Raw genomic sequence first — 18,958 nt, forward strand, 5'->3', positions numbered from 1 at the left:
AACGGCCGCTATAGGGATGGATACCGTGGTTAAGCAGTTGGAAAATAATGACTGCCAGAGAAAAGCGATCCTGAGCCTCTTCCTGTTCTCCGGGTACTTGCCCGATGCGCTGAAACTCCGGCGCCAGGTAATCCGCCGTAAACTGCCCGGCCGGGAAACGTTCACCGACGCCCTAGATGCTAAAGCCATCGCAGTCCAGCAGCGCGATATAGAGGCTGTCACGATAAAACCGCAGGTTGATCGGCTTCATGTCGATCACCCGGTGCTGCCGAGCGTGCAGCGCGGATACCAGGGTTGCGAGGTTACAGGCCAGGCTCACTTTTGCGCCGATGCCTTCCGGCAGATTCTGCGCCTTCGCCTGCCGCGCCTGTAAAATATACTCCAGCTCAATGGTGCGCTGGGTATCCAGAACAGGCATAACAAAACCAACGACGCGCCTGCGCTCATCGAAAAGCAAATAATCAGGCCATGCCAGCTGAACAATCGCCTCATCTTCTGTCGGCGCAGGGATTTCCGGGCGCTGCGCCAGCATAGCGCCGAGCTTACGCTGGTAATAACCGGTATCGGTATGGGGATGGTAAATTTTGGCAACGCGGTCCGGGTCATCCGCCAGGAAATAGACGCTACCTGCACCGCCGCTCTTGATGAGTCTCCCCAGACGTACCGCGCGGCGCTGCTCGGTATAGCAGGTCGCAACCTTTTTATGCTTCATGACGCAGAGCTACCAGAAGCGTCTTGTCATCACCGGTTATCGCCCAGGAGCGCGGATCGTCAAGCGTGGCGCATATCGCTTCGCTCCCTTTAGCCTCGGAGACCTGCTGTAAATAGCGCAAAACAGGATCCATAAAAGGAGAGAACAGCGCATCGCCGCGCCGGTTTAGCGCGAACGGCTGCACGCCGTCAGACATCATCACCAGCTGCGTGGCGCGACCAGCAAACTGGCTGATACGTAAATGGTCTCGCCAGTCGTGACTGGTAAGAAACCAGGTCTGGTTAGCGTATTCTCCGTTCTCAGGTAAAGAGAAGTGCTCATCAGCATCAATATGCAACGCTGCAACACCGTCGCCGATATGTAGCATCACTGAGGCACTCTCCCCGAGCCACGCGGCCACAACAGTACAGGCAAAATCGCCTGCGGAGCGTTCCCGTTCTTGCGCCTGACTCAGAATGGTCTTGCGCACGCTCTCCACCAGAGTAGACAGCTGATTTTCATCGGGTACGGCGGTAAATTTTACCAGCCCCTCAACCAGCTCCCGGCTGACCAAAGCCGCCCCCTGTTCGCCATACGTGGCGGAGCCTGCGCCGTCACAAACGACGGCCACCAGGCGATCGCCCAAATTGCGATAGCAAAAAGCATCCTGACAGGGAAGGTTATTTTGTCGGTGGCTGCTGCCAATGACCGACGAAGCGTAAACGCGCCAGCTCATGGCATCAGACCGAAATTTCTGACCAGCTATCCGTCGGCGGCAGCTGTGCTTTACCGCCCGGCGTCGACTGCGAAACGACCTGCATACTGGCGCTCAGCCAGAGGAACAGCTCGCGGAACTGCAATCCTTTTAGCTGTTTCACGCCGTTAATGCCGCTACGGCTGAAGTGGCCCATTGATTCAGTAGCTTCTTTTCCTACGCTAATCGGGAATACGGCGACTTTGTTTGCCGCCTGCGCTTCGCGACACTCCTGCGCCGCGGCTTGCCAGTTGTCCGTAGGCTCGCCGTCCGACATCAAAAACAGCCATGGCCGGGTATAGGGTACACCAGCTGCTTTCAGACGCTGTTTTTCTGCCTCGATTTCGCTCAGCGCCAGGCTAACGGCCTGCCCGGTTGGCGTCAGTCCATTGGCTTCAAGTACGGGAGCCGTGAAGTCCATCGCATCACACCAGTCGCCATACAGTTCACATTCATCATAACCGCCGTATTTAATCACCAGCAGGCGGACGCGTTTAGCCGCGATGACATCCTGCTTCAGCTCTTCTTCCAGGAGCTTTAGCCCCTGATTGAGCTGAGCCATAGGTTGGCCGTCCATACTACCGGAACAATCGAGAACCAAAATTAAAGGCGTGCGCTGTTCACTATTATCAATAAATGAAACATCCGGAATTAAAGATGCCATAACAATCCCTGTCGGTGGTTTTCTGTACCGGCAGAATAAACACCTCATGCACTCAAGACAAGAAAAACCATTTCATTCATATAGTTAATGATTGAAAAGGAAAACATGGACGACTGATTAATACTGAAGGAGGGCTATAAAATGGAAACAAAAAACCCCGCCGAGGCGGGGTTTTTCTTTACAAGGAATCTAAAATTATTTGATTTTAGCTTCTTTGTATAAAACGTGCTGACGGACAACTGGATCGAACTTTTTCAGTTCCAGTTTTTCCGGCTTAGTACGTTTGTTCTTCGTGGTGGTATAGAAGTGACCAGTACCAGCAGAAGAAACCAGCTTGATTTTCTCACGAATACCTTTAGCCATGACTTATTTCCTCTAAGTACTTAGTACTTTTCGCCACGGGCACGCAGTTCGGACAGAACTGTATCGATGCCTTTCTTATCAATAACACGCATACCTTTAGCAGATACGCGCAGGGTGACAAAACGCTTCTCGCTCTCAACCCAGAAACGGTGAGAGTGCAGGTTCGGCAGGAAACGGCGTTTAGTCGCGTTCAGTGCGTGGGAACGGTTGTTACCGGTCACCGGACGCTTGCCAGTAACTTGGCAGACTCGGGACATGTCTATTCTCCAAAAATCAAATTAGCTCGAGCTTCGTATGGGGTATTGGCGCCTCGTCAGGCTTTACAGCCCGGTCATCGCATAGTTCTATTGAACTCTCGATTGCCAGGCCCAAATGCCAAACCCGAGATTCTCAAAGGTGGCGTAGTATACGCTGACTCGGCGATGTGCTCAAGTCCCGAACAGACAAAGATCCCGATGGATCGCGCGATCGGGGCTAAATCCAGCCGCGTTCAGCAAAAGATACGTACGCTCCGCGGCCGATTACAAGGTGATCAAGCACACGTATATCCATGAATCGACAACATTTTATCACTCTTTCGGTAATCAACCTGTCGGCCTTGCTCGGCTCAGGACTACCGGATGGATGATTATGTGCCAGGATCACCGCGGCGGCGTTCACTTTGATGGCTTCGCGTACGATTTCTCGCGGATGCACCTCAACGTGGCTAAGAGTACCAGAAAAAAGTCGGCTATGTTTCAATACCCGGTTCTGATTGTCTAAAAAGATCACCATGAAGATCTCGCGCTCTTCGTCGGCTAACTGACTTTGCAGAAATTCCCGCGTCATCGATGGGGTAACCAGCGAGGGTTCTTCGGTCATTCGCAGACTAAAATAGCGTCGCGCCAGTTCAGCAATCCCTTTTAGCTGCGCATATTTCGCCAGGCCAATGCCTTCGACCTCGGCAAACTGCGACTCCTCCGCCGATAACAGGCCGTACAGCGAGCCAAAACGCTGCAGCAACTCGCGCGAAAACGTCATCACATCCTGCGTGCGGGTACCGGTACGTAAAAATAGCGCCAACAGCTCAATATCCGACAAAACTTCGATACCGTAGCGCTGCATCTTTTCCCTCGGCATCAGGGATTCTTGTATTTCCATCGCGACCTCTCCTTCCCACTCCGCGCTATCCTGGCACAGCCTTTTTGCGCCGCCGATACGCAAGTTTTGTCCCTGCGTGGTGCCTCGCAAAGTGAATCTCTACCAGGCACACGATGCCGTGAGGATTGTGATAAGATGCGCGAATTCTGGTGTACCGCAACAGGAAAAAATCATGATGAGTCTGGCTGGTAAAAAGATCGTTCTTGGCGTGAGCGGCGGCATTGCCGCCTATAAAACGCCGGAACTGGTGCGCCGCCTGCGTGACCGCGGCGCGGATGTCCGCGTCGCCATGACGGAAGCCGCAAAAGCCTTTATTACGCCGTTAAGTTTACAGGCGGTATCCGGTTATCCGGTATCCGACAGCCTGCTCGACCCGGCCGCCGAAGCGGCAATGGGCCATATTGAGCTGGGGAAATGGGCTGACCTGGTCATTCTTGCCCCCGCCACCGCCGACTTAATCGCCCGCATCGCGGCAGGCATGGCCAACGATCTCGTCTCGACGATCTGTCTCGCTACGCCGTCGCCGGTCGCCGTCTTGCCCGCCATGAACCAGCAGATGTATCGCGCCGCCGCCACCCAGCATAATCTTGGCGTCATCGCCGCACGCGGCCTGCTGGTCTGGGGCCCGGACAGCGGCAGCCAGGCCTGCGGCGATATTGGCCCAGGGCGGATGCTCGACCCGCTGACCATTGTGGATATGGCCGCGCAGCATTTCTCTCCTGTCAAAGATTTGCAACATCTGAACATCATGATTACCGCGGGCCCCACCCGGGAGCCGCTGGATCCGGTGCGTTATATCACCAACCACAGTTCTGGTAAGATGGGCTTCGCGATTGCCGCCGCCGCCGCGCGCCGCGGGGCGAACGTCACGCTGGTGAGCGGCCCGGTTTCGCTGCCTACGCCGCCGTTTGTACACAGAATTGATGTTACCACCGCGCTGGAAATGGAAGCCGCGGTGCAAAACAGCGCGTCTCAACAGCAGATTTTTATTGGCTGTGCGGCAGTCGCCGACTACCGCGCGGTCGCCATCGCCGAAGAAAAAATTAAAAAACAAGGTGATGAATTAACCCTGAAAATGGTGAAAAATCCGGATATCGTCGCAGGGGTCGCTGCGCTTAAGGCCAACCGCCCTTACGTCGTTGGGTTTGCCGCCGAAACAAATAATGTGGAAGAATACGCACGGCAAAAGCGAGCCCGCAAAAATCTTGATCTGATTTGCGCAAATGATGTTTCACAGCCAAATCAAGGATTTAACAGCGACAGCAATGCATTACACCTTTTCTGGCAGGAGGGAGATAAGCGCTTACCACTTGAGCGCAAGGAACTCCTGGGCCAATTATTACTCGACGAGATCGTTACCCGTTATGATGAAAAAAATCGACGTTAAGATTCTGGACCCGCGCGTTGGTCAGCAATTTCCGCTGCCGACCTATGCCACCTCCGGCTCCGCCGGACTTGACCTGCGAGCCTGTCTCGATGACGCCGTAGAGCTGGCTCCCGGCGCAACCACCCTCGTGCCAACCGGACTGGCGATTCATATTGCCGATCCTTCTCTGGCCGCAGTCATTCTCCCACGCTCCGGGCTGGGCCATAAGCACGGTGTCGTACTGGGTAACCTGGTCGGTCTGATTGATTCTGACTATCAGGGCCAGCTGATGGTTTCCGTCTGGAACCGCAGCCAGCAGAGCTTCATCATCGAACCCGGCGAGCGCATCGCGCAAATGGTGTTTGTGCCTGTTGTGCAGGCGGAATTTAACCTGGTGGAAGATTTTGACGCCACCGATCGCGGCGAAGGCGGCTTCGGCCACTCAGGGCGTCAATAAGCCCGGCGTTAGACAAAAACCTTTCGGGGCGTCGCCGGCAAAAAGGCAGCCTGAAGGATGAAGTGGAACCAGCATCGCAAAGCGCACTAATGCAATAACATCACCGCAGGCCACAGCTTGCGGTCGCTTTGTGGGTGCCTGCCTGACAAGTGCTTTTTTTCAGGGGTATTTTAAAACATGGCAGAAAAACAAACTGCGAAAAGGAATCGTCGCGAAGAAATACTTCAATCTCTGGCGCTAATGCTTGAATCCAGCGATGGAAGTCAGCGCATTACCACAGCGAAACTGGCGGCGTCCGTTGGCGTATCCGAAGCGGCTCTGTATCGGCATTTCCCGAGCAAGACCCGCATGTTTGATAGCCTGATTGAATTTATTGAAGACAGCCTGATTACGCGCATCAATTTGATTTTAAAAGATGAAAAAGACACTTCAGCGCGCCTGCGGCTGATTGTTCTGTTGATTCTTGGGTTTGGCGAGCGTAATCCTGGGCTGACACGAATTCTGACCGGCCATGCGCTGATGTTTGAACAGGACCGGCTTCAGGGCCGTATCAATCAGCTGTTCGAGCGTATTGAAGTTCAGCTGCGTCAGGTGATGCGGGAAAAGAAAATGCGCGAAGGCGAAGGCTTTACCGTCGATGAGGCCCTGCTGGCCAGCCAGCTATTGGCCTTCTGCGAAGGGATGCTGTCGCGCTTTGTGCGCAGCGAATTTAAATATCGCCCGACGGACGATTTTGACGCCCGCTGGCCGCTGGTCGCCGCCCAGCTGAAGTAATTATCGCCTGTCTCTATGCAGCCAGAAAGGCTGCATCTCTTCCCACAGGAACGTGATCCGCGTTGATATCCTGCAGCTCTCAGCGTAGCGGCTTGAATCAGCCCGGCGCCTGCCGGGCTGCGGTTTATACGCCGTACGCTTCGCGATAGGCGCGAACGGACGCCAGGTGTTCAGCCATTTCCGGTTTCTCTTCCAGATAGCTAATCAGGTCTTTCAGCGTCACGATGGAAATCACTTTACAGCCGTAGTCGCGCTCAACTTCCTGAATCGCGGAGATTTCGCCGCGTCCGCGTTCCTGACGATCCAGAGAGATCAGTACGCCGGCCAGCTCAGCACCGTTGGCCTGAATAATTTCCATCGATTCCCGAATCGCGGTGCCTGCGGTAATCACATCATCCACCAGCATCACGCGGCCCTGCAGCGCGCTCCCCACCAGGTTTCCACCCTCGCCGTGAGTCTTCGCCTCTTTGCGGTTAAAGCAGTAAGGCAGATCGCGGTCATGGTGTTCCGCCAGCGCGACCGCCGTGGTCGTGGCAATCGGAATGCCTTTATAGGCCGGGCCAAACAGCAGGTCAAAATCAATCCCGGAATCCACCAGCGCTTCGGCATAAAAACGGCCTAACAGAGCCAGATCGCGCCCGGTATTAAACAGGCCGGCGTTGAAGAAATAGGGGCTCTTGCGCCCGGATTTCAGCGTAAATTCGCCAAACTTAAGTACCTGCTTGTTAAGCGCAAACTCAATAAACTGGCGCTGATACGGTTTCATGGATTCGCTCCTCATCTTACTTTTCTACGGACAAAAAAAAGGCGACTTCTCAGTCGCCTTAAAAACTAGTTTTGCAACGCCGCTTTCTGCGTCGTGACAATGGATTCGATACCCCCCCGGGCCAATGCCAGCAGGGTGAGGAGTTCTTCATGGGTGAACGGCTCGCCTTCCGCCGTTCCCTGCACCTCAATGATGCGGCCATCTTCGGTCATCACCACGTTCATATCGGTTTCCGCCGCGGAATCTTCAACGTATTCCAGATCGCAAATCGCTTCGCCATTCACGATACCCACGGAGACCGCCGCCACCATTCCCTTCATCGGGTTGGTTTTCAGCTTACCGGCCGCGACCAGCTTATTCAGCGCATCGGCCAGCGCCACGCAGGCTCCGGTGATAGACGCGGTACGGGTGCCGCCGTCTGCCTGCAGCACGTCGCAGTCCAGCGTGATGGTGAACTCACCCAGCGCTTTCAGGTCAACTGCAGCGCGTAGCGCACGCGCGATCAGGCGCTGGATTTCCATGGTGCGTCCGCCCTGCTTACCTTTTGCGGCTTCACGCGCGTTACGCGTGTGGGTAGAACGCGGCAGCATGCCGTATTCAGCGGTGATCCACCCCTGGCCCTGGCCTTTCAGAAAGCGCGGCACGCCTTCGTCAATAGAAGCGGTGCACAATACTTTCGTGTCACCAAATTCGACCAGCACGGAGCCTTCTGCGTGTTTTGTGTAGTTACGGGTCAGGGTTACTGGGCGCACTTGATTAGCGCTACGGCCTGCTGGACGCATGGTGTTCTCCGGCTTGAAACGAATGTGGCTGCGCATTATACGGATAATGCGCGCTTATTCCTATCCTGATAAGGCCTCGAAAGCTATAATCCACCCCACTCTCCTTTAAAAACAGGAACGTCTATGATCCGCAGTATGACCGCCTACGCCCGGCGTGAAATCAAGGGTGAATGGGGTAGCGCCGCGTGGGAACTGCGCTCGGTAAACCAACGATATCTGGAAACCTACTTCCGCCTGCCGGAGCAGTTCCGTAGCCTGGAGCCCGTGGTGCGTGAACGTATTCGTTCCCGTCTGACCCGCGGTAAAGTCGAATGTACCCTGCGTTTTGAGCAGGACCCGAGCGCGCAGGGCGAGCTGATCCTCAACGAGAAACTGGCAAAGCAGCTGGTTAACGCCGCCAACTGGGTCAAAATGCAGAGCGACGAAGGCGAAATCAATCCAGTCGATATTCTGCGCTGGCCGGGCGTAATGTCAGCTCATGAGCAGGATCTGGACGCCATTGCCGCCGAAATCCTGGGCGCGTTAAACGGCGCGCTGGATGACTTTATCGTCGCCCGCGAAACCGAAGGCCAGGCGCTGAAAGCGCTGATCGAACAGCGTCTCGACGGCGTGACGGCCGAAGTGGCTAAAGTTCGCGCCCATATGCCGGAAATTTTACAGTGGCAACGCGACCGTCTGGTTGCCAAGCTGGAAGATGCGGAAGTGCAGCTGGAAAACAACCGCCTCGAGCAGGAACTGGTGCTGATGGCGCAGCGTATAGACGTCGCCGAAGAGCTGGATCGTCTGGAAGCACACGTGAAAGAAACGTGGAATATCCTGAAGAAGAAAGAAGCGGTCGGTCGCCGTCTCGACTTTATGATGCAAGAGTTCAACCGCGAGTCGAACACCCTGGCGTCTAAATCAATCAATGCCGAAGTGACGAACTCCGCCATTGAGCTGAAAGTGCTGATCGAACAAATGCGCGAGCAGATCCAGAACATCGAGTAACGGTTCCCCGCCCGCCACATCACGCTCAGACAAAAGGCCATGGTAAATCATGGCCTTTTATTTTCGCTGCGTTTCAGAAGCCGTAGTTTTTGTCCAATATCCGGCAGGTTAAAAATGCCCCTGCGGCGCACAGCAGCGTAGGTGCCAGATAGCTGTGATCCATGTGGGTGAACTCCATCACCAGCGCGACCGCTGTGAGCGGCATCTGCATGGATGCGGCGAGAAACGCCGCCGCGCCGACGAGAGCAAAACTGCCGTAATCTCCGCCGGGAAGCAGCTGTTGCCAGAGCATACACAGCAGCAGGCTGGTCAGGCCGCCGACCGCCAGCCCCGGCGTCAGCAGGCCGCCTTCCGCGCCGCCGCGCAGCACCGCCAGAATCACCACCATTTTTAGCGCCAGCAGCATCGCCGCCCCGGGGAAACCCAGCTCATCGTTGAGAGCCAGCTGCATAGGTCCTTTACCGTTTCCCGGAAGCTGGGGGAAATAGAGGCTGAGGACGGCGAGCAGAGAAAACGCCAGTAGACAGAAAACCGGCATCTGCCAGTTGCTTCGGACCCGCGAGCGCGCCGTGCTGGTCGCTTTGCGGAAGAGCCAGGCCCCGGCGCCAAGAATGGGGCCGGCGATAATTGCCCACCAGAGAAATGAATGCGGCAGGATGTCGGAAGCAAAATGGTATTGCGATTCCTCGCCTAACCCGAGCGTTGCCGTCCACGCGGCAATCGCCGAGGTAATCATCGCCGCCAGCGTTTTTTCCCAGCTAAACGACAGCAGCATGACCTCAAGGCTGAATAACGCACCGGCCAGCGGGACGTTATACACCGCCGCCAGGCCCGCACCGGCGCCGCAGGCAACCAGCGTTCGGGTTTCATCCGCCGTCAGCCCCAGCTTACGCGCCACCATCCCCGCTCCCAGCGCGCCCATTTCCCGGGGAGCCACTTCGCGACCAAGCGGAGAACCCAGCGCCACGGTGACAATCTGCAACAGGGCATGAATCGTTGTGGTACCCGCAGGCATTGGCACGGAAGGATTCGCCACCGCTGACGCTATTGAGACTCGCTTCTGCCCATAGCGCCCAAGGAGCCACCAGCCAAATCCTGCGATGGCTCCCCCCGCCACAATGGCCGAGATGCGACGAGGCCAGGATGAATCCGTGACGCCCTCTAAAAATGACTCCGCGCTCACGATCTGCCCGGGGCTGTAGCCAAAGGCCAGGTGCTGAATCGCGTGTAAAATCAGCGCCAGAACCATGCCTGATAGACCGGCAAGCAGCCCCGTCAGCACAACAGCAATCAGGCGGGTGAGATAGTTTTTATTGCCAGCTGCTACAGTCATTTTCTCAGGCCTTGAAGGAGGAAAATAAAAGGATAAAGGTTGGGAGTTAAACAACAGGTATTCATCGCGTTTTCAATACCGATACGCATCGACGGCTTTCACATTACTTTTTATAATCAATAAAAATGAATAAATGACAAATAAACCGTTAAATTCAGCCAATTTAAACCTATCGTGCATTAGTTTAATCAGGTTAAATGCATTCACTTTAGAAAATCTCAATCGTGATCCTGAGCACAAATCGTTAACCTTCCGCCATCACCGTGGGGGATTTATGCTGCTTCATATTCTTTATCTGATTGGGATTACGGCGGAAGCCATGACCGGCGCGCTGGCTGCCGGACGCCGCCGTATGGATACGTTTGGCGTCATTATTATTGCCACCGCGACGGCTCTCGGAGGCGGTTCAGTGCGCGATATTTTGCTTGGCCACTACCCGCTGGGCTGGGTGCAGCACCCTGAATACGTGATTATTGTCGCCGTCGCCGCGGTCCTGACCACGATTGCCGCGCCGGTGATGCCGCATCTGCGCCGTCTGTTTCTGGTGCTTGATGCGCTCGGCCTGATCGTGTTTTCTATCATTGGCGCCCAGATCGCGCTGGATATGGGCCAGGGCCCGGTCATCGCCTCCATTGCCGCCGTGATCACCGGCGTCTTTGGCGGCGTGCTGCGCGATATGTTCTGCAAGCGCATCCCGCTGGTGTTCCAGAAAGAGCTGTACGCTGGGGTATCATTCGCCGCCGCGGTGCTTTATATCGCGCTCCAGCATTACGTCAGCAATCACGATGTGGTGGTTATCTCCACCCTGCTGTTCGGCTTTACCGCCCGCATGCTGGCGCTGCGCTGGAAGCTGGGCCTGCCGGTGTTTAATTACAACCATAGCGCACATTAGTGCTTTCAGAATCCCGGAACGTGTTGCCCGCTTAGCCACTTCGCTAGCGCGGCGACATCCGGATGATGCAAGAACGTCACCAGCTGCCGCGCCCGTTCTTCCCCGATGCCCGGCAGGCGTCGCCACTGCTCTTCGTTGCGATCCTGCATCTGTCGCCAGTCATCCTCCTTCAGCCCGGCAAATGCCGTCTTCGGTATGGGCACGCCGATTGCCTGTATCCAGCGCAGGAAAGGCCGTTCGCGCGCAAGATTGAACTGATGCCACAGCCGCTGCCCGCGCTGCGCAGAGATGCCCGGGATGGATTGCAGCCGCTCCGGCGTAAACGCCAGCCATGAGAAGAGATGCTCCATGCCGCGCGCATCATGCAGGGACCGCCACAGCGTTTCCCCCGCGCCGTCAATATCGAGAACCGATCGGGATGAGAGCCAGACCAGCCGCGAGAGAAACTGCTCCGCGCACTCTGGGGTGGCGAAATAGCAGGTTAAGGCATTGAAACGCGCCGCCGGTGGCTGGGGTTTATTACGCTGAGCCGTGCGCCAGACGACCGAATCGATGCGCGGTATCCCCTGCCCGGCAAGGCTGATTAGCAGCTGATCGCCAATACCGATGTCCAGATTGTGCCAGCGGGATACCGAGCCGATGTTCACCCGCTGCACGCGCTTATCGTCCAGCAGCTGCGGCTCCAGGAGCGCCACCACGGCTATTTTACCGCTACGACCGGTGCTGAAGCTGATACCGCGAACCTCCATAACCCGCGAGGCAGGCGGATATTTCCAGGCGATAACCCAATCGCCCTGACCCGGCGCCCAGAAACGCCCGGAGGACTCTTTCGCCCGCCGCACCACAACGCCATCGGTGGCAAAAGGCAGCGGTGAAGTGAACCAACGCTGGCGCCACCGTTCAACCTGCTGCGCATCCGCGACAGGATGCGAAAAAAGCGCGCTGTAAAGAAAGCCGCCCTGCCGCAGCAGCGCCAGCCGCTGTTCCATATCCTCTGGACCATCTGGCCACGCCCAGATAAAGATGCCCAGCCTATCAAGCTCCGCTTGCGCCTCCTGTCGCATCATCATGCCGGCTACTTTTGCCCGCGCGTTCATGCCGCCCATTCGCTTTTGCACATGCCCCTCGCGGAGCAGGAACAGCTCGCCTTGCAGCACGCTATTCGCGAGTAAGCCATCAGAAGTTTTAGGAACGGAGGGGATCTGCAAGACCCTGGCCGTCCAGTCTTCTCCGGTCAAGCCGTTACCCCGGCTTATCGCCTGCGTCAAACGCCCTTGCCGATATACGAGCGTGACCGCGACGCCATCGACTTTCGGCTGTACCCACAGGCTGGACTGGCCGCGCATCCAGCGCGCCACGTCGGCTTGATTCGCCAGTTTACGCACGCCGGTGTGCGCTACCGGATGTCTGATATCTCCCCTTAGCGACGGAAGCGCAAAGCGAGCGGGGGTCTCGCTGGCGAAGCAGCGCTGCCAGTATGCCAGCCGCGCCGCAAGCTGGTCATAGACTTCATCGCTTACCGTACTGCTCCCCTGCTGCCAGTAGGCGTTATTCCATTCCGTTATCCGCTGACCAAGACGTTCGATTTCCTGTTCAGCCCTGGCCTGCGGCCACGCGGGGCAGGCTGCCTGCCCGTATCCCACCAGCATCCACAGCACCAGCGCCCAGACTCCTTTTTGCATCGCGATGCCCTCCTGTTTTCTCACCGGGGATTGTGCCGCAGGCTTATTTTCATCGGCGAGAGGGGATTTTTAACGCTGCGAGCATGCTTCCGGCTTTTCTGCGTTGTTTCTGCAACGCACGGAGAAATCAGGAAAACAGCAAGCAAAATGAAAGAAAGAACGCAAAAAGTGTGACAGGGACTGCGTCACGCTGCGCCGCCGTGTATAATAGGCTCGTATGTAAGCTCTATTTCGACCATCACATACAAAAGACACTCATGGCTCAAGGCACGCTTTATATTGTTTCCGCCCCTAGCGGCGCGGGTAAATCCAGCCTGATTCAGGCTTTATTAAAAACCCAACCGTTGTACGACTCTCAGGTTTCTGTTTCGCATACCACACGCGCTCCGCGTCCGGGTGAAGTGCACGGTGAACACTATTTCTTTGTGAATCACGACGAATTCAGAACGATGATTGGCAGAGACGCTTTTCTTGAACATGCAGAAGTCTTTGGCAACTATTACGGCACCTCGCGCGAAGCTATCGAGCAGGTACTGGCGACCGGCGTCGACGTCTTCCTTGATATCGACTGGCAGGGCGCGCAGCAAATCCGCAACAGAATGCCCGGCGCGCGCAGTATTTTTATTCTGCCGCCGTCAAAAGATGAGCTTGATCGTCGCCTGCGCGGCCGCGGTCAGGATAGCGAAGAGGTTATCGCGAAACGTATGGCGCAGGCAGTTGCAGAAATGAGCCATTACGCGGAATATGATTACCTGATTGTGAATGATGATTTTGATACCGCGCTGAGCGATCTGAAAATTATTATTCGCGCCGAACGTCTGCGCATGAGCCGCCAAAAGCAGCGACATGGCGCTTTAATCACCAAACTGTTGGCAGACTGAACCCACATTCAGTATTATGCCCAGTCATTTCTTCACCTGTGGAGCATTTTAAGTATGGCACGCGTAACTGTTCAGGACGCTGTAGAGAAAATTGGTAACCGTTTTGACCTGGTGCTGGTCGCCGCGCGTCGCGCTCGTCAGATGCAGGTAGGCGGAAAGGATCCGCTGGTACCGGAAGAAAACGATAAAACTACCGTTATCGCACTGCGCGAAATCGAAGAGGGTTTGATCAACAATAAGATCCTCGACGTTCGTGAGCGCCAGGAACAGCAAGAGCAGGAAGCCGCTGAATTACAAGCCGTTACCGCTATTGCTGAAGGTCGTCGTTAATCACACTGCGGGTCGCCCTTGTATCTGTTTGAAAGCCTGAATCAGCTGATTCAAAACTACCTGCCCGAAGAGCAAATTAAACGTCTTCGGCAGGCTTATCTCGTTGCACGTGACGCTCACGAGGGCCAGACACGTTCAAGCGGTGAACCCTATATCACGCACCCGGTAGCGGTAGCCTGTATCCTGGCCGAGATGAAACTCGACCACGAAACGCTGATGGCCGCTCTGCTGCACGACGTGATAGAAGATACCCCCGCCACCTACCAGGACATGGAACAGCTTTTTGGTAAAAGCGTTGCTGAACTGGTAGAGGGGGTATCAAAACTTGATAAGCTTAAGTTTCGCGACAAAAAAGAGGCCCAGGCCGAAAACTTTCGCAAAATGATTATGGCGATGGTGCAGGATATCCGCGTCATCCTTATCAAGCTTGCTGACCGCACCCATAACATGCGTACGCTGGGCTCATTGCGCCCGGATAAGCGTCGCCGCATCGCCCGCGAAACGCTGGAAATCTACAGCCCTCTGGCGCACCGTTTAGGTATTCATCACATCAAAACCGAGCTCGAAGAGCTGGGCTTTGAGGCGCTGTATCCTAACCGCTACCGCGTCATTAAAGAGGTGGTCAAAGCGGCGCGCGGTAACCGTAAAGAGATGATTCAAAAGATCCTCTCCGAAATCGAAGGGCGCCTGCAGGAAGCGGGAATTCCCTGTCGCGTAAGCGGTCGTGAAAAGCATTTGTACTCCATCTACTGCAAGATGGTGCTCAAAGAGCAGCGTTTTCACTCGATTATGGATATCTACGCCTTCCGCGTGATTGTCCATGATTCTGACACCTGCTATCGCGTGCTAGGCCAGATGCACAGCCTTTACAAGCCGCGTCCGGGTCGCGTCAAAGACTACATTGCCATTCCAAAGGCGAACGGCTATCAATCTTTGCACACCTCGATGATCGGCCCGCACGGCGTCCCGGTTGAGGTACAAATTCGTACCGAAGACATGGACCAGATGGCGGAAATGGGGGTTGCGGCGCACTGGGCTTATAAAGAGCACGGCGGCGAGAGCAGCACCACGGCGCAAATCCGCGCCCAGCGCTGGATGCAGAGCCTGCTGGAGCTTCAGCAGAGCGCCGGTAGTTCATTTGAATTCATTGAGAGCGTGAAATCCGATCTGTTCCCGGATGAGATTTACGTTTTCACCCCGGAAGGGCGCATTGTCGAACTGCCCGCTGGCGCGACGCCGGTGGACTTCGCCTACGCGGTGCATACCGATATCGGCCATGCCTGCGTCGGCGCGCGCGTCGACCGCCAGCCCTATCCGCTATCGCAGTCGCTCTCCAGCGGCCAAACGGTGGAAATCATCACCGCGCCGGGCGCACGCCCGAACGCCGCGTGGCTGAACTTTGTCGTCAGCTCGAAAGCGCGCGCCAAAATTCGCCAGCTGCTGAAAAACCTCAAGCGCGACGATTCCGTTAGCCTCGGACGCCGCCTGCTCAACCACGCCCTCGGCGGTAGCCGTAAGCTGGCGGAGATTCCGCCAGAGAATATTCAGCGTGAAATTGAGCGCATGAAGCTGACCACGCTTGACGATCTGCTGGCCGAAATCGGCCTCGGCAACGCCATGAGCGTCGTGGTGGCCAAAAACCTACAGCAGGGTGAAACTACCGCCGTGCCTGTACAGCCGGCGCCTGTCGGCCATAACCATCTGCCGATTAAAGGCGCGGATGGCGTGCTGATCACCTTTGCCAAATGCTGCCGTCCGATCCCCGGCGACCCGATTATTGCGCACGTTAGTCCGGGCAAAGGCCTGGTCATCCACCATGAGTCCTGTCGTAACATTCGCGGCTATCAGAAAGAGCCGGAGAAATTTATGGCGGTCGAGTGGGACAAAGAGACGGCGCAGGAATTTATCACCGAAATCAAGGTGGACATGTTCAACCATCAGGGTGCCCTGGCGAATCTTACCGCCGCGATCAACACCGCCTCTTCCAATATCCAAAGCCTGAATACGGAAGAGAAAGATGGCCGCGTTTACAGCGCCTTTATTCGCCTCACCGCGCGCGACCGCGTGCATCTGGCGAATATTATGCGCAAAATTCGCGTCATGCCGGATGTGATAAAAGTCACCCGTAACCGAAACTAGCTCTGACACAAAATCATTCGAATTGCATCAAGGCGGCAAGCGAATGACAAATCTGCCGGGAGCGGATTTGAACGCTGCTTACAGCAGCCCCGCAAGGGGCGAGGCCCAGGGATGGGCCGAGTAATCTGCGGCGATTAAAGAGTCATTCGAAGGATGAAGTGTAATGAATTTACAGCGTTATGCGCGTATCTGCGAGATGCTCGCCAGGCGTCAGCCTGACCTGACGGTCTGCATGGAGCAGGTCCACAAACCTCATAACGTCTCTGCGGTCATTCGTACGGCTGACGCCGTTGGCGTGCATGAAGTGCACGCCATCTGGCCGGGCAGCCGTATGCGTACCATGGCCTCTGCGGCGGCCGGCAGCAATAGCTGGGTGCAGGTTAAAACCCACCGTACTATTGGCGAGGCCGTCACGCATTTAAAAGGCCAGGGAATGCAGATCCTGGCGACCCATCTCTCTGATAAAGCCGTTGATTTCCGTGAAATCGACTATACCCGCCCTACCTGTATCCTGATGGGGCAGGAGAAAACCGGCATTACGCAGGAAGCGTTAGACCTGGCGGACCAGGACATCATCATTCCAATGATTGGCATGGTGCAGTCGCTGAACGTTTCCGTCGCCTCAGCGCTTATCCTCTATGAAGCCCAGCGCCAGCGGCAGAACGCCGGCATGTACCAGCGCGAGAACAGCATGCTGCCGGAAGAAGACCAGCAGCGCCTGCTGTTTGAGGGCGGCTATCCGGTGCTGGCGAGGGTCGCAAAACGCAAAGGTCTCCCCTACCCCCACATCAACGAGCAGGGTGAAGTCGAAGCCGATGCCGCGTGGTGGGCCACCATGCAGGCGGCGAAGTAATCATGCAGGGCCGTCTGCTGGATGCGGTGCCGCTCAACTCCCTGACGGGCGTTGGCGCGGCCCAGAGTAGTAAACTGGCAAAGATTGGCCTGCATACGGTACAGGATCTGCTCCTGCACCTGCCGCTACGCTACGAAGACCGCACCCATCTGTATCAAATCGGCGAACTGCTGCCCGGCGTTTACGCCACCGTTGAAGGCGAAGTTCTCAACTGCAATATCACTTTCGGCGGCCGCCGGATGATGACCTGCCAGATAAGCGACGGTTCCGGCATCCTCACCATGCGCTTTTTTAACTTCAGCGCGGCAATGAAAAACAGCCTGGCAACCGGGCGCCGCGTACTGGCCTACGGCGAAGCGAAGCGCGGTAAGCACGGAGCGGAGATGATCCACCCGGAATATCGGGTTCAGGGCGACATGAGTACGCCTGATTTACAGGAAACGCTGACCCCGGTTTATCCCACCACCGAAGGCATCAAGCAGGCTACGCTGCGCAAGCTCACTGACCAGGCGCTTGAGCTGCTTGAAACCTGCGCTATCGCCGAGCTGCTGCCGCCGGAGTTGGCCCAGGGGATGATGAGCCTGCCGGACGCCTTACGCACCCTGCATCGCCCGCCGCCCACGTTACAGCTTGGCGAGCTGGAAAGCGGTAAACATCCAGCCCAGCGGCGCTTAATTCTGGAAGAGCTGCTGGCGCATAACCTCAGCATGCTGGCGCTGCGGGCAGGCGCCCAGCGCTATCACGCCCTCGCGCTTAGCGCTAACGACACGTTAAAAGACAAGCTGCTGGCCTCCCTCCCCTTTACGCCGACCGGCGCGCAGGCGCGCGTGACGGCTGAAATCGAGCGCGATATGGCGCTGGACGTGCCGATGATGCGTCTGGTGCAGGGTGACGTGGGTTCCGGTAAAACCCTGGTTGCCGCGCTTGCCGCCCTGCGCGCCATCGCCCACGGCAAACAGGTGGCGCTGATGGCACCGACCGAGCTGCTGGCTGAACAGCACGCCAATAATTTCCGCAACTGGTTCGAACCGCTGGGCGTTGAGGTTGGCTGGCTGGCGGGCAAACAAAAAGGTAAAGCGCGCCTGGCGCAGCAGGAGGCTATCGCCAGCGGACAGGTGCAGATGATTGTCGGGACCCACGCTATCTTTCAGGAGCAGGTCCAGTTTAACGGCCTCGCGTTGGTGATTATCGACGAACAGCACCGTTTTGGCGTCCATCAGCGGCTGGCGCTGTGGGAAAAAGGCCAACAGCAGGGTTTTCACCCGCACCAGCTGATTATGACCGCCACGCCGATTCCACGAACCCTGGCGATGACCGCTTATGCCGATCTCGACACCTCGGTCATCGATGAACTGCCGCCGGGCCGTACGCCGGTCACTACGGTGGCTATTCCGGATACCCGCCGCAGCGATATTATTGACCGCGTGCGCAACGCCTGCACCCACGAAGGTCGTCAGGCCTACTGGGTCTGTACGCTGATTGAAGAGTCGGATCTGCTGGAAGCCCAGGCGGCGGAAGCCACCTGGGAAGAGCTGAAGCTCGCGCTGCCGGAGCTGAATATCGGCCTGGTGCACGGGCGCATGAAGTCCGCCGAGAAGCAGGCGGTGATGAGCGCGTTCAAGCAGGGCGAGCTGCATCTGCTGGTCGCCACCACGGTGATTGAAGTCGGTGTGGACGTGCCCAACTCCAGTCTGATGATCATCGAAAACCCGGAGCGTCTGGGCCTGGCTCAACTGCACCAGCTCAGAGGCCGCGTCGGGCGCGGCGCGGTAGCTTCCCACTGCGTGCTACTCTACAAATCGCCGCTTTCAAAAACCGCCCAGAAGCGCCTGCAGGTTCTGCGCGATAGCAACGACGGTTTCGTCATCGCCCAAAAAGACCTGGAAATTCGCGGTCCCGGCGAGCTGCTTGGCACCCGTCAGACCGGCAATGCTGAATTTAAAGTTGCGGACTTATTGCGCGATCAGGCCATGATCCCGGAAGTTCAGCGCATCGCCCGCCATATTCACGAACGCTATCCCCAGCAGGCCCAGGCCCTGATTGAGCGCTGGATGCCGGAAACCGAACGCTATTCCAACGCGTAGCGCGAACGTCATCTCGCCAC

The 18,958-nt window shown here is 56.6% G+C and carries 20 protein-coding genes; 10 read left to right on the forward strand and 10 right to left on the reverse strand.

The features are described 5' to 3' along the window. Positions 1–172 precede the first annotated feature (172 nt). The 6 genes from IYV58_RS28425 to radC all read right to left on the reverse strand — a co-directional run bounded on the left by IYV58_RS28425 (position 173) and on the right by radC (position 3,612). A complete protein-coding gene (locus tag IYV58_RS28425) occupies positions 173–712 on the reverse strand; it encodes a hypothetical protein (RefSeq protein ID WP_227676876.1) in 540 nt (179 codons plus the stop codon). Beyond that, positions 702–1,427: a PP2C family serine/threonine-protein phosphatase gene (locus tag IYV58_RS26625; protein WP_049112654.1), complete on the reverse strand. Its 726-nt coding sequence runs from the start codon at positions 1,425–1,427 to the stop codon at positions 702–704. The genes IYV58_RS28425 and IYV58_RS26625 overlap by 11 nt, the downstream gene beginning before the upstream one ends. 4 nt (positions 1,428–1,431) lie before the next feature. After that, complete coding sequence (locus IYV58_RS26630) at positions 1,432–2,109, reverse strand: vWA domain-containing protein (RefSeq protein WP_004126649.1); 678 nt, start codon at positions 2,107–2,109, stop codon at positions 1,432–1,434. A 195-nt stretch (positions 2,110–2,304) separates the two neighbouring features. Next, the gene (gene rpmG, locus IYV58_RS26635) at positions 2,305–2,472 is read right to left on the reverse strand and encodes a 50S ribosomal protein L33 (RefSeq protein WP_003024094.1); all 168 of its coding nucleotides are present in this window, start codon (positions 2,470–2,472) and stop codon (positions 2,305–2,307) included. Between the two features lie 20 nt (positions 2,473–2,492). Beyond that, complete coding sequence (gene rpmB, locus IYV58_RS26640) at positions 2,493–2,729, reverse strand: 50S ribosomal protein L28 (protein WP_002436699.1); 237 nt, start codon at positions 2,727–2,729, stop codon at positions 2,493–2,495. Positions 2,730–2,946: 217 nt separating this feature from the next. Continuing rightward, entirely contained in the window at positions 2,947–3,612 is a 666-nt protein-coding gene (gene radC / locus IYV58_RS26645) for a RadC family protein (RefSeq protein WP_004126657.1), read from the reverse strand. 175 nt (positions 3,613–3,787) lie between these two features. Here radC and coaBC point away from each other — a divergent pair, with 175 nt between their 5' ends. The 3 genes from coaBC to slmA all read left to right on the forward strand — a co-directional run bounded on the left by coaBC (position 3,788) and on the right by slmA (position 6,209). Beyond that, positions 3,788–4,999 (forward strand): bifunctional phosphopantothenoylcysteine decarboxylase/phosphopantothenate--cysteine ligase CoaBC, encoded by a 1,212-nt coding sequence (coaBC, locus tag IYV58_RS26650; RefSeq protein ID WP_071988288.1) that lies wholly within the window; start codon positions 3,788–3,790, stop codon positions 4,997–4,999. Beyond that, entirely contained in the window at positions 4,977–5,435 is a 459-nt protein-coding gene (gene dut / locus IYV58_RS26655; RefSeq protein ID WP_004126662.1) for a dUTP diphosphatase, read from the forward strand. The genes coaBC and dut overlap by 23 nt, the downstream gene beginning before the upstream one ends. Positions 5,436–5,612: 177 nt before the next feature. Beyond that, a complete protein-coding gene (gene slmA, locus IYV58_RS26660; RefSeq protein WP_004137709.1) occupies positions 5,613–6,209 on the forward strand; it encodes a nucleoid occlusion factor SlmA in 597 nt (198 codons plus the stop codon). A gap of 124 nt (positions 6,210–6,333) precedes the next feature. On the opposite strand, the gene pyrE is transcribed toward slmA, so the two are convergent. Further along, the gene (pyrE, locus tag IYV58_RS26665; RefSeq protein ID WP_004126666.1) at positions 6,334–6,975 is read right to left on the reverse strand and encodes an orotate phosphoribosyltransferase; all 642 of its coding nucleotides are present in this window, start codon (positions 6,973–6,975) and stop codon (positions 6,334–6,336) included. Positions 6,976–7,040: 65 nt separating this feature from the next. Further along, positions 7,041–7,757 (reverse strand): ribonuclease PH, encoded by a 717-nt coding sequence (rph, locus tag IYV58_RS26670; RefSeq protein WP_004106921.1) that lies wholly within the window; start codon positions 7,755–7,757, stop codon positions 7,041–7,043. Positions 7,758–7,880: 123 nt separating this feature from the next. Here rph and IYV58_RS26675 point away from each other — a divergent pair, with 123 nt between their 5' ends. After that, the gene (locus IYV58_RS26675) at positions 7,881–8,744 is read left to right on the forward strand and encodes a YicC/YloC family endoribonuclease (RefSeq protein ID WP_142474042.1); all 864 of its coding nucleotides are present in this window, start codon (positions 7,881–7,883) and stop codon (positions 8,742–8,744) included. Positions 8,745–8,817: 73 nt separating this feature from the next. Here the strand turns inward: IYV58_RS26675 and IYV58_RS26680 are convergent, their stop codons facing one another. Next, positions 8,818–10,077, reverse strand: a complete 1,260-nt coding sequence (locus IYV58_RS26680; protein WP_195729342.1) for a chloride channel protein — start codon at positions 10,075–10,077, stop codon at positions 8,818–8,820. Between the two features lie 274 nt (positions 10,078–10,351). On the opposite strand from IYV58_RS26680, the gene IYV58_RS26685 reads away from it, so the two are divergent. Further along, positions 10,352–10,969, forward strand: coding sequence for a trimeric intracellular cation channel family protein (locus IYV58_RS26685; protein WP_004126674.1), 618 nt, complete (start codon positions 10,352–10,354; stop codon positions 10,967–10,969). Between the two features lie 5 nt (positions 10,970–10,974). Here the strand turns inward: IYV58_RS26685 and ligB are convergent, their stop codons facing one another. Further along, positions 10,975–12,651, reverse strand: a complete 1,677-nt coding sequence (ligB, locus tag IYV58_RS26690; RefSeq protein ID WP_195729343.1) for an NAD-dependent DNA ligase LigB — start codon at positions 12,649–12,651, stop codon at positions 10,975–10,977. Between the two features lie 257 nt (positions 12,652–12,908). On the opposite strand from ligB, the gene gmk reads away from it, so the two are divergent. The 5 genes from gmk to recG all read left to right on the forward strand — a co-directional run bounded on the left by gmk (position 12,909) and on the right by recG (position 18,938). Next, positions 12,909–13,532: a guanylate kinase gene (gene gmk, locus IYV58_RS26695; protein ID WP_004126677.1), complete on the forward strand. Its 624-nt coding sequence runs from the start codon at positions 12,909–12,911 to the stop codon at positions 13,530–13,532. A gap of 54 nt (positions 13,533–13,586) precedes the next feature. Beyond that, positions 13,587–13,862, forward strand: coding sequence for a DNA-directed RNA polymerase subunit omega (gene rpoZ / locus IYV58_RS26700; protein WP_004106927.1), 276 nt, complete (start codon positions 13,587–13,589; stop codon positions 13,860–13,862). An 18-nt stretch (positions 13,863–13,880) separates the two neighbouring features. Then, positions 13,881–16,001, forward strand: coding sequence for a bifunctional GTP diphosphokinase/guanosine-3',5'-bis pyrophosphate 3'-pyrophosphohydrolase (spoT, locus tag IYV58_RS26705; RefSeq protein WP_004126679.1), 2,121 nt, complete (start codon positions 13,881–13,883; stop codon positions 15,999–16,001). Positions 16,002–16,164: 163 nt separating this feature from the next. Next, the gene (trmH, locus tag IYV58_RS26710) at positions 16,165–16,854 is read left to right on the forward strand and encodes a tRNA (guanosine(18)-2'-O)-methyltransferase TrmH (protein WP_004126682.1); all 690 of its coding nucleotides are present in this window, start codon (positions 16,165–16,167) and stop codon (positions 16,852–16,854) included. Positions 16,855–16,856: 2 nt separating this feature from the next. Further along, positions 16,857–18,938, forward strand: a complete 2,082-nt coding sequence (gene recG, locus IYV58_RS26715) for an ATP-dependent DNA helicase RecG (protein ID WP_112166051.1) — start codon at positions 16,857–16,859, stop codon at positions 18,936–18,938. The last annotated feature ends 20 nt before the right edge of the window (positions 18,939–18,958 follow it).

This window comes from Klebsiella sp. BDA134-6 (genome assembly GCF_015601345.1).
In the GTDB taxonomy this organism is placed as follows: Bacteria; Pseudomonadota; Gammaproteobacteria; order Enterobacterales; family Enterobacteriaceae; genus Klebsiella; species Klebsiella grimontii.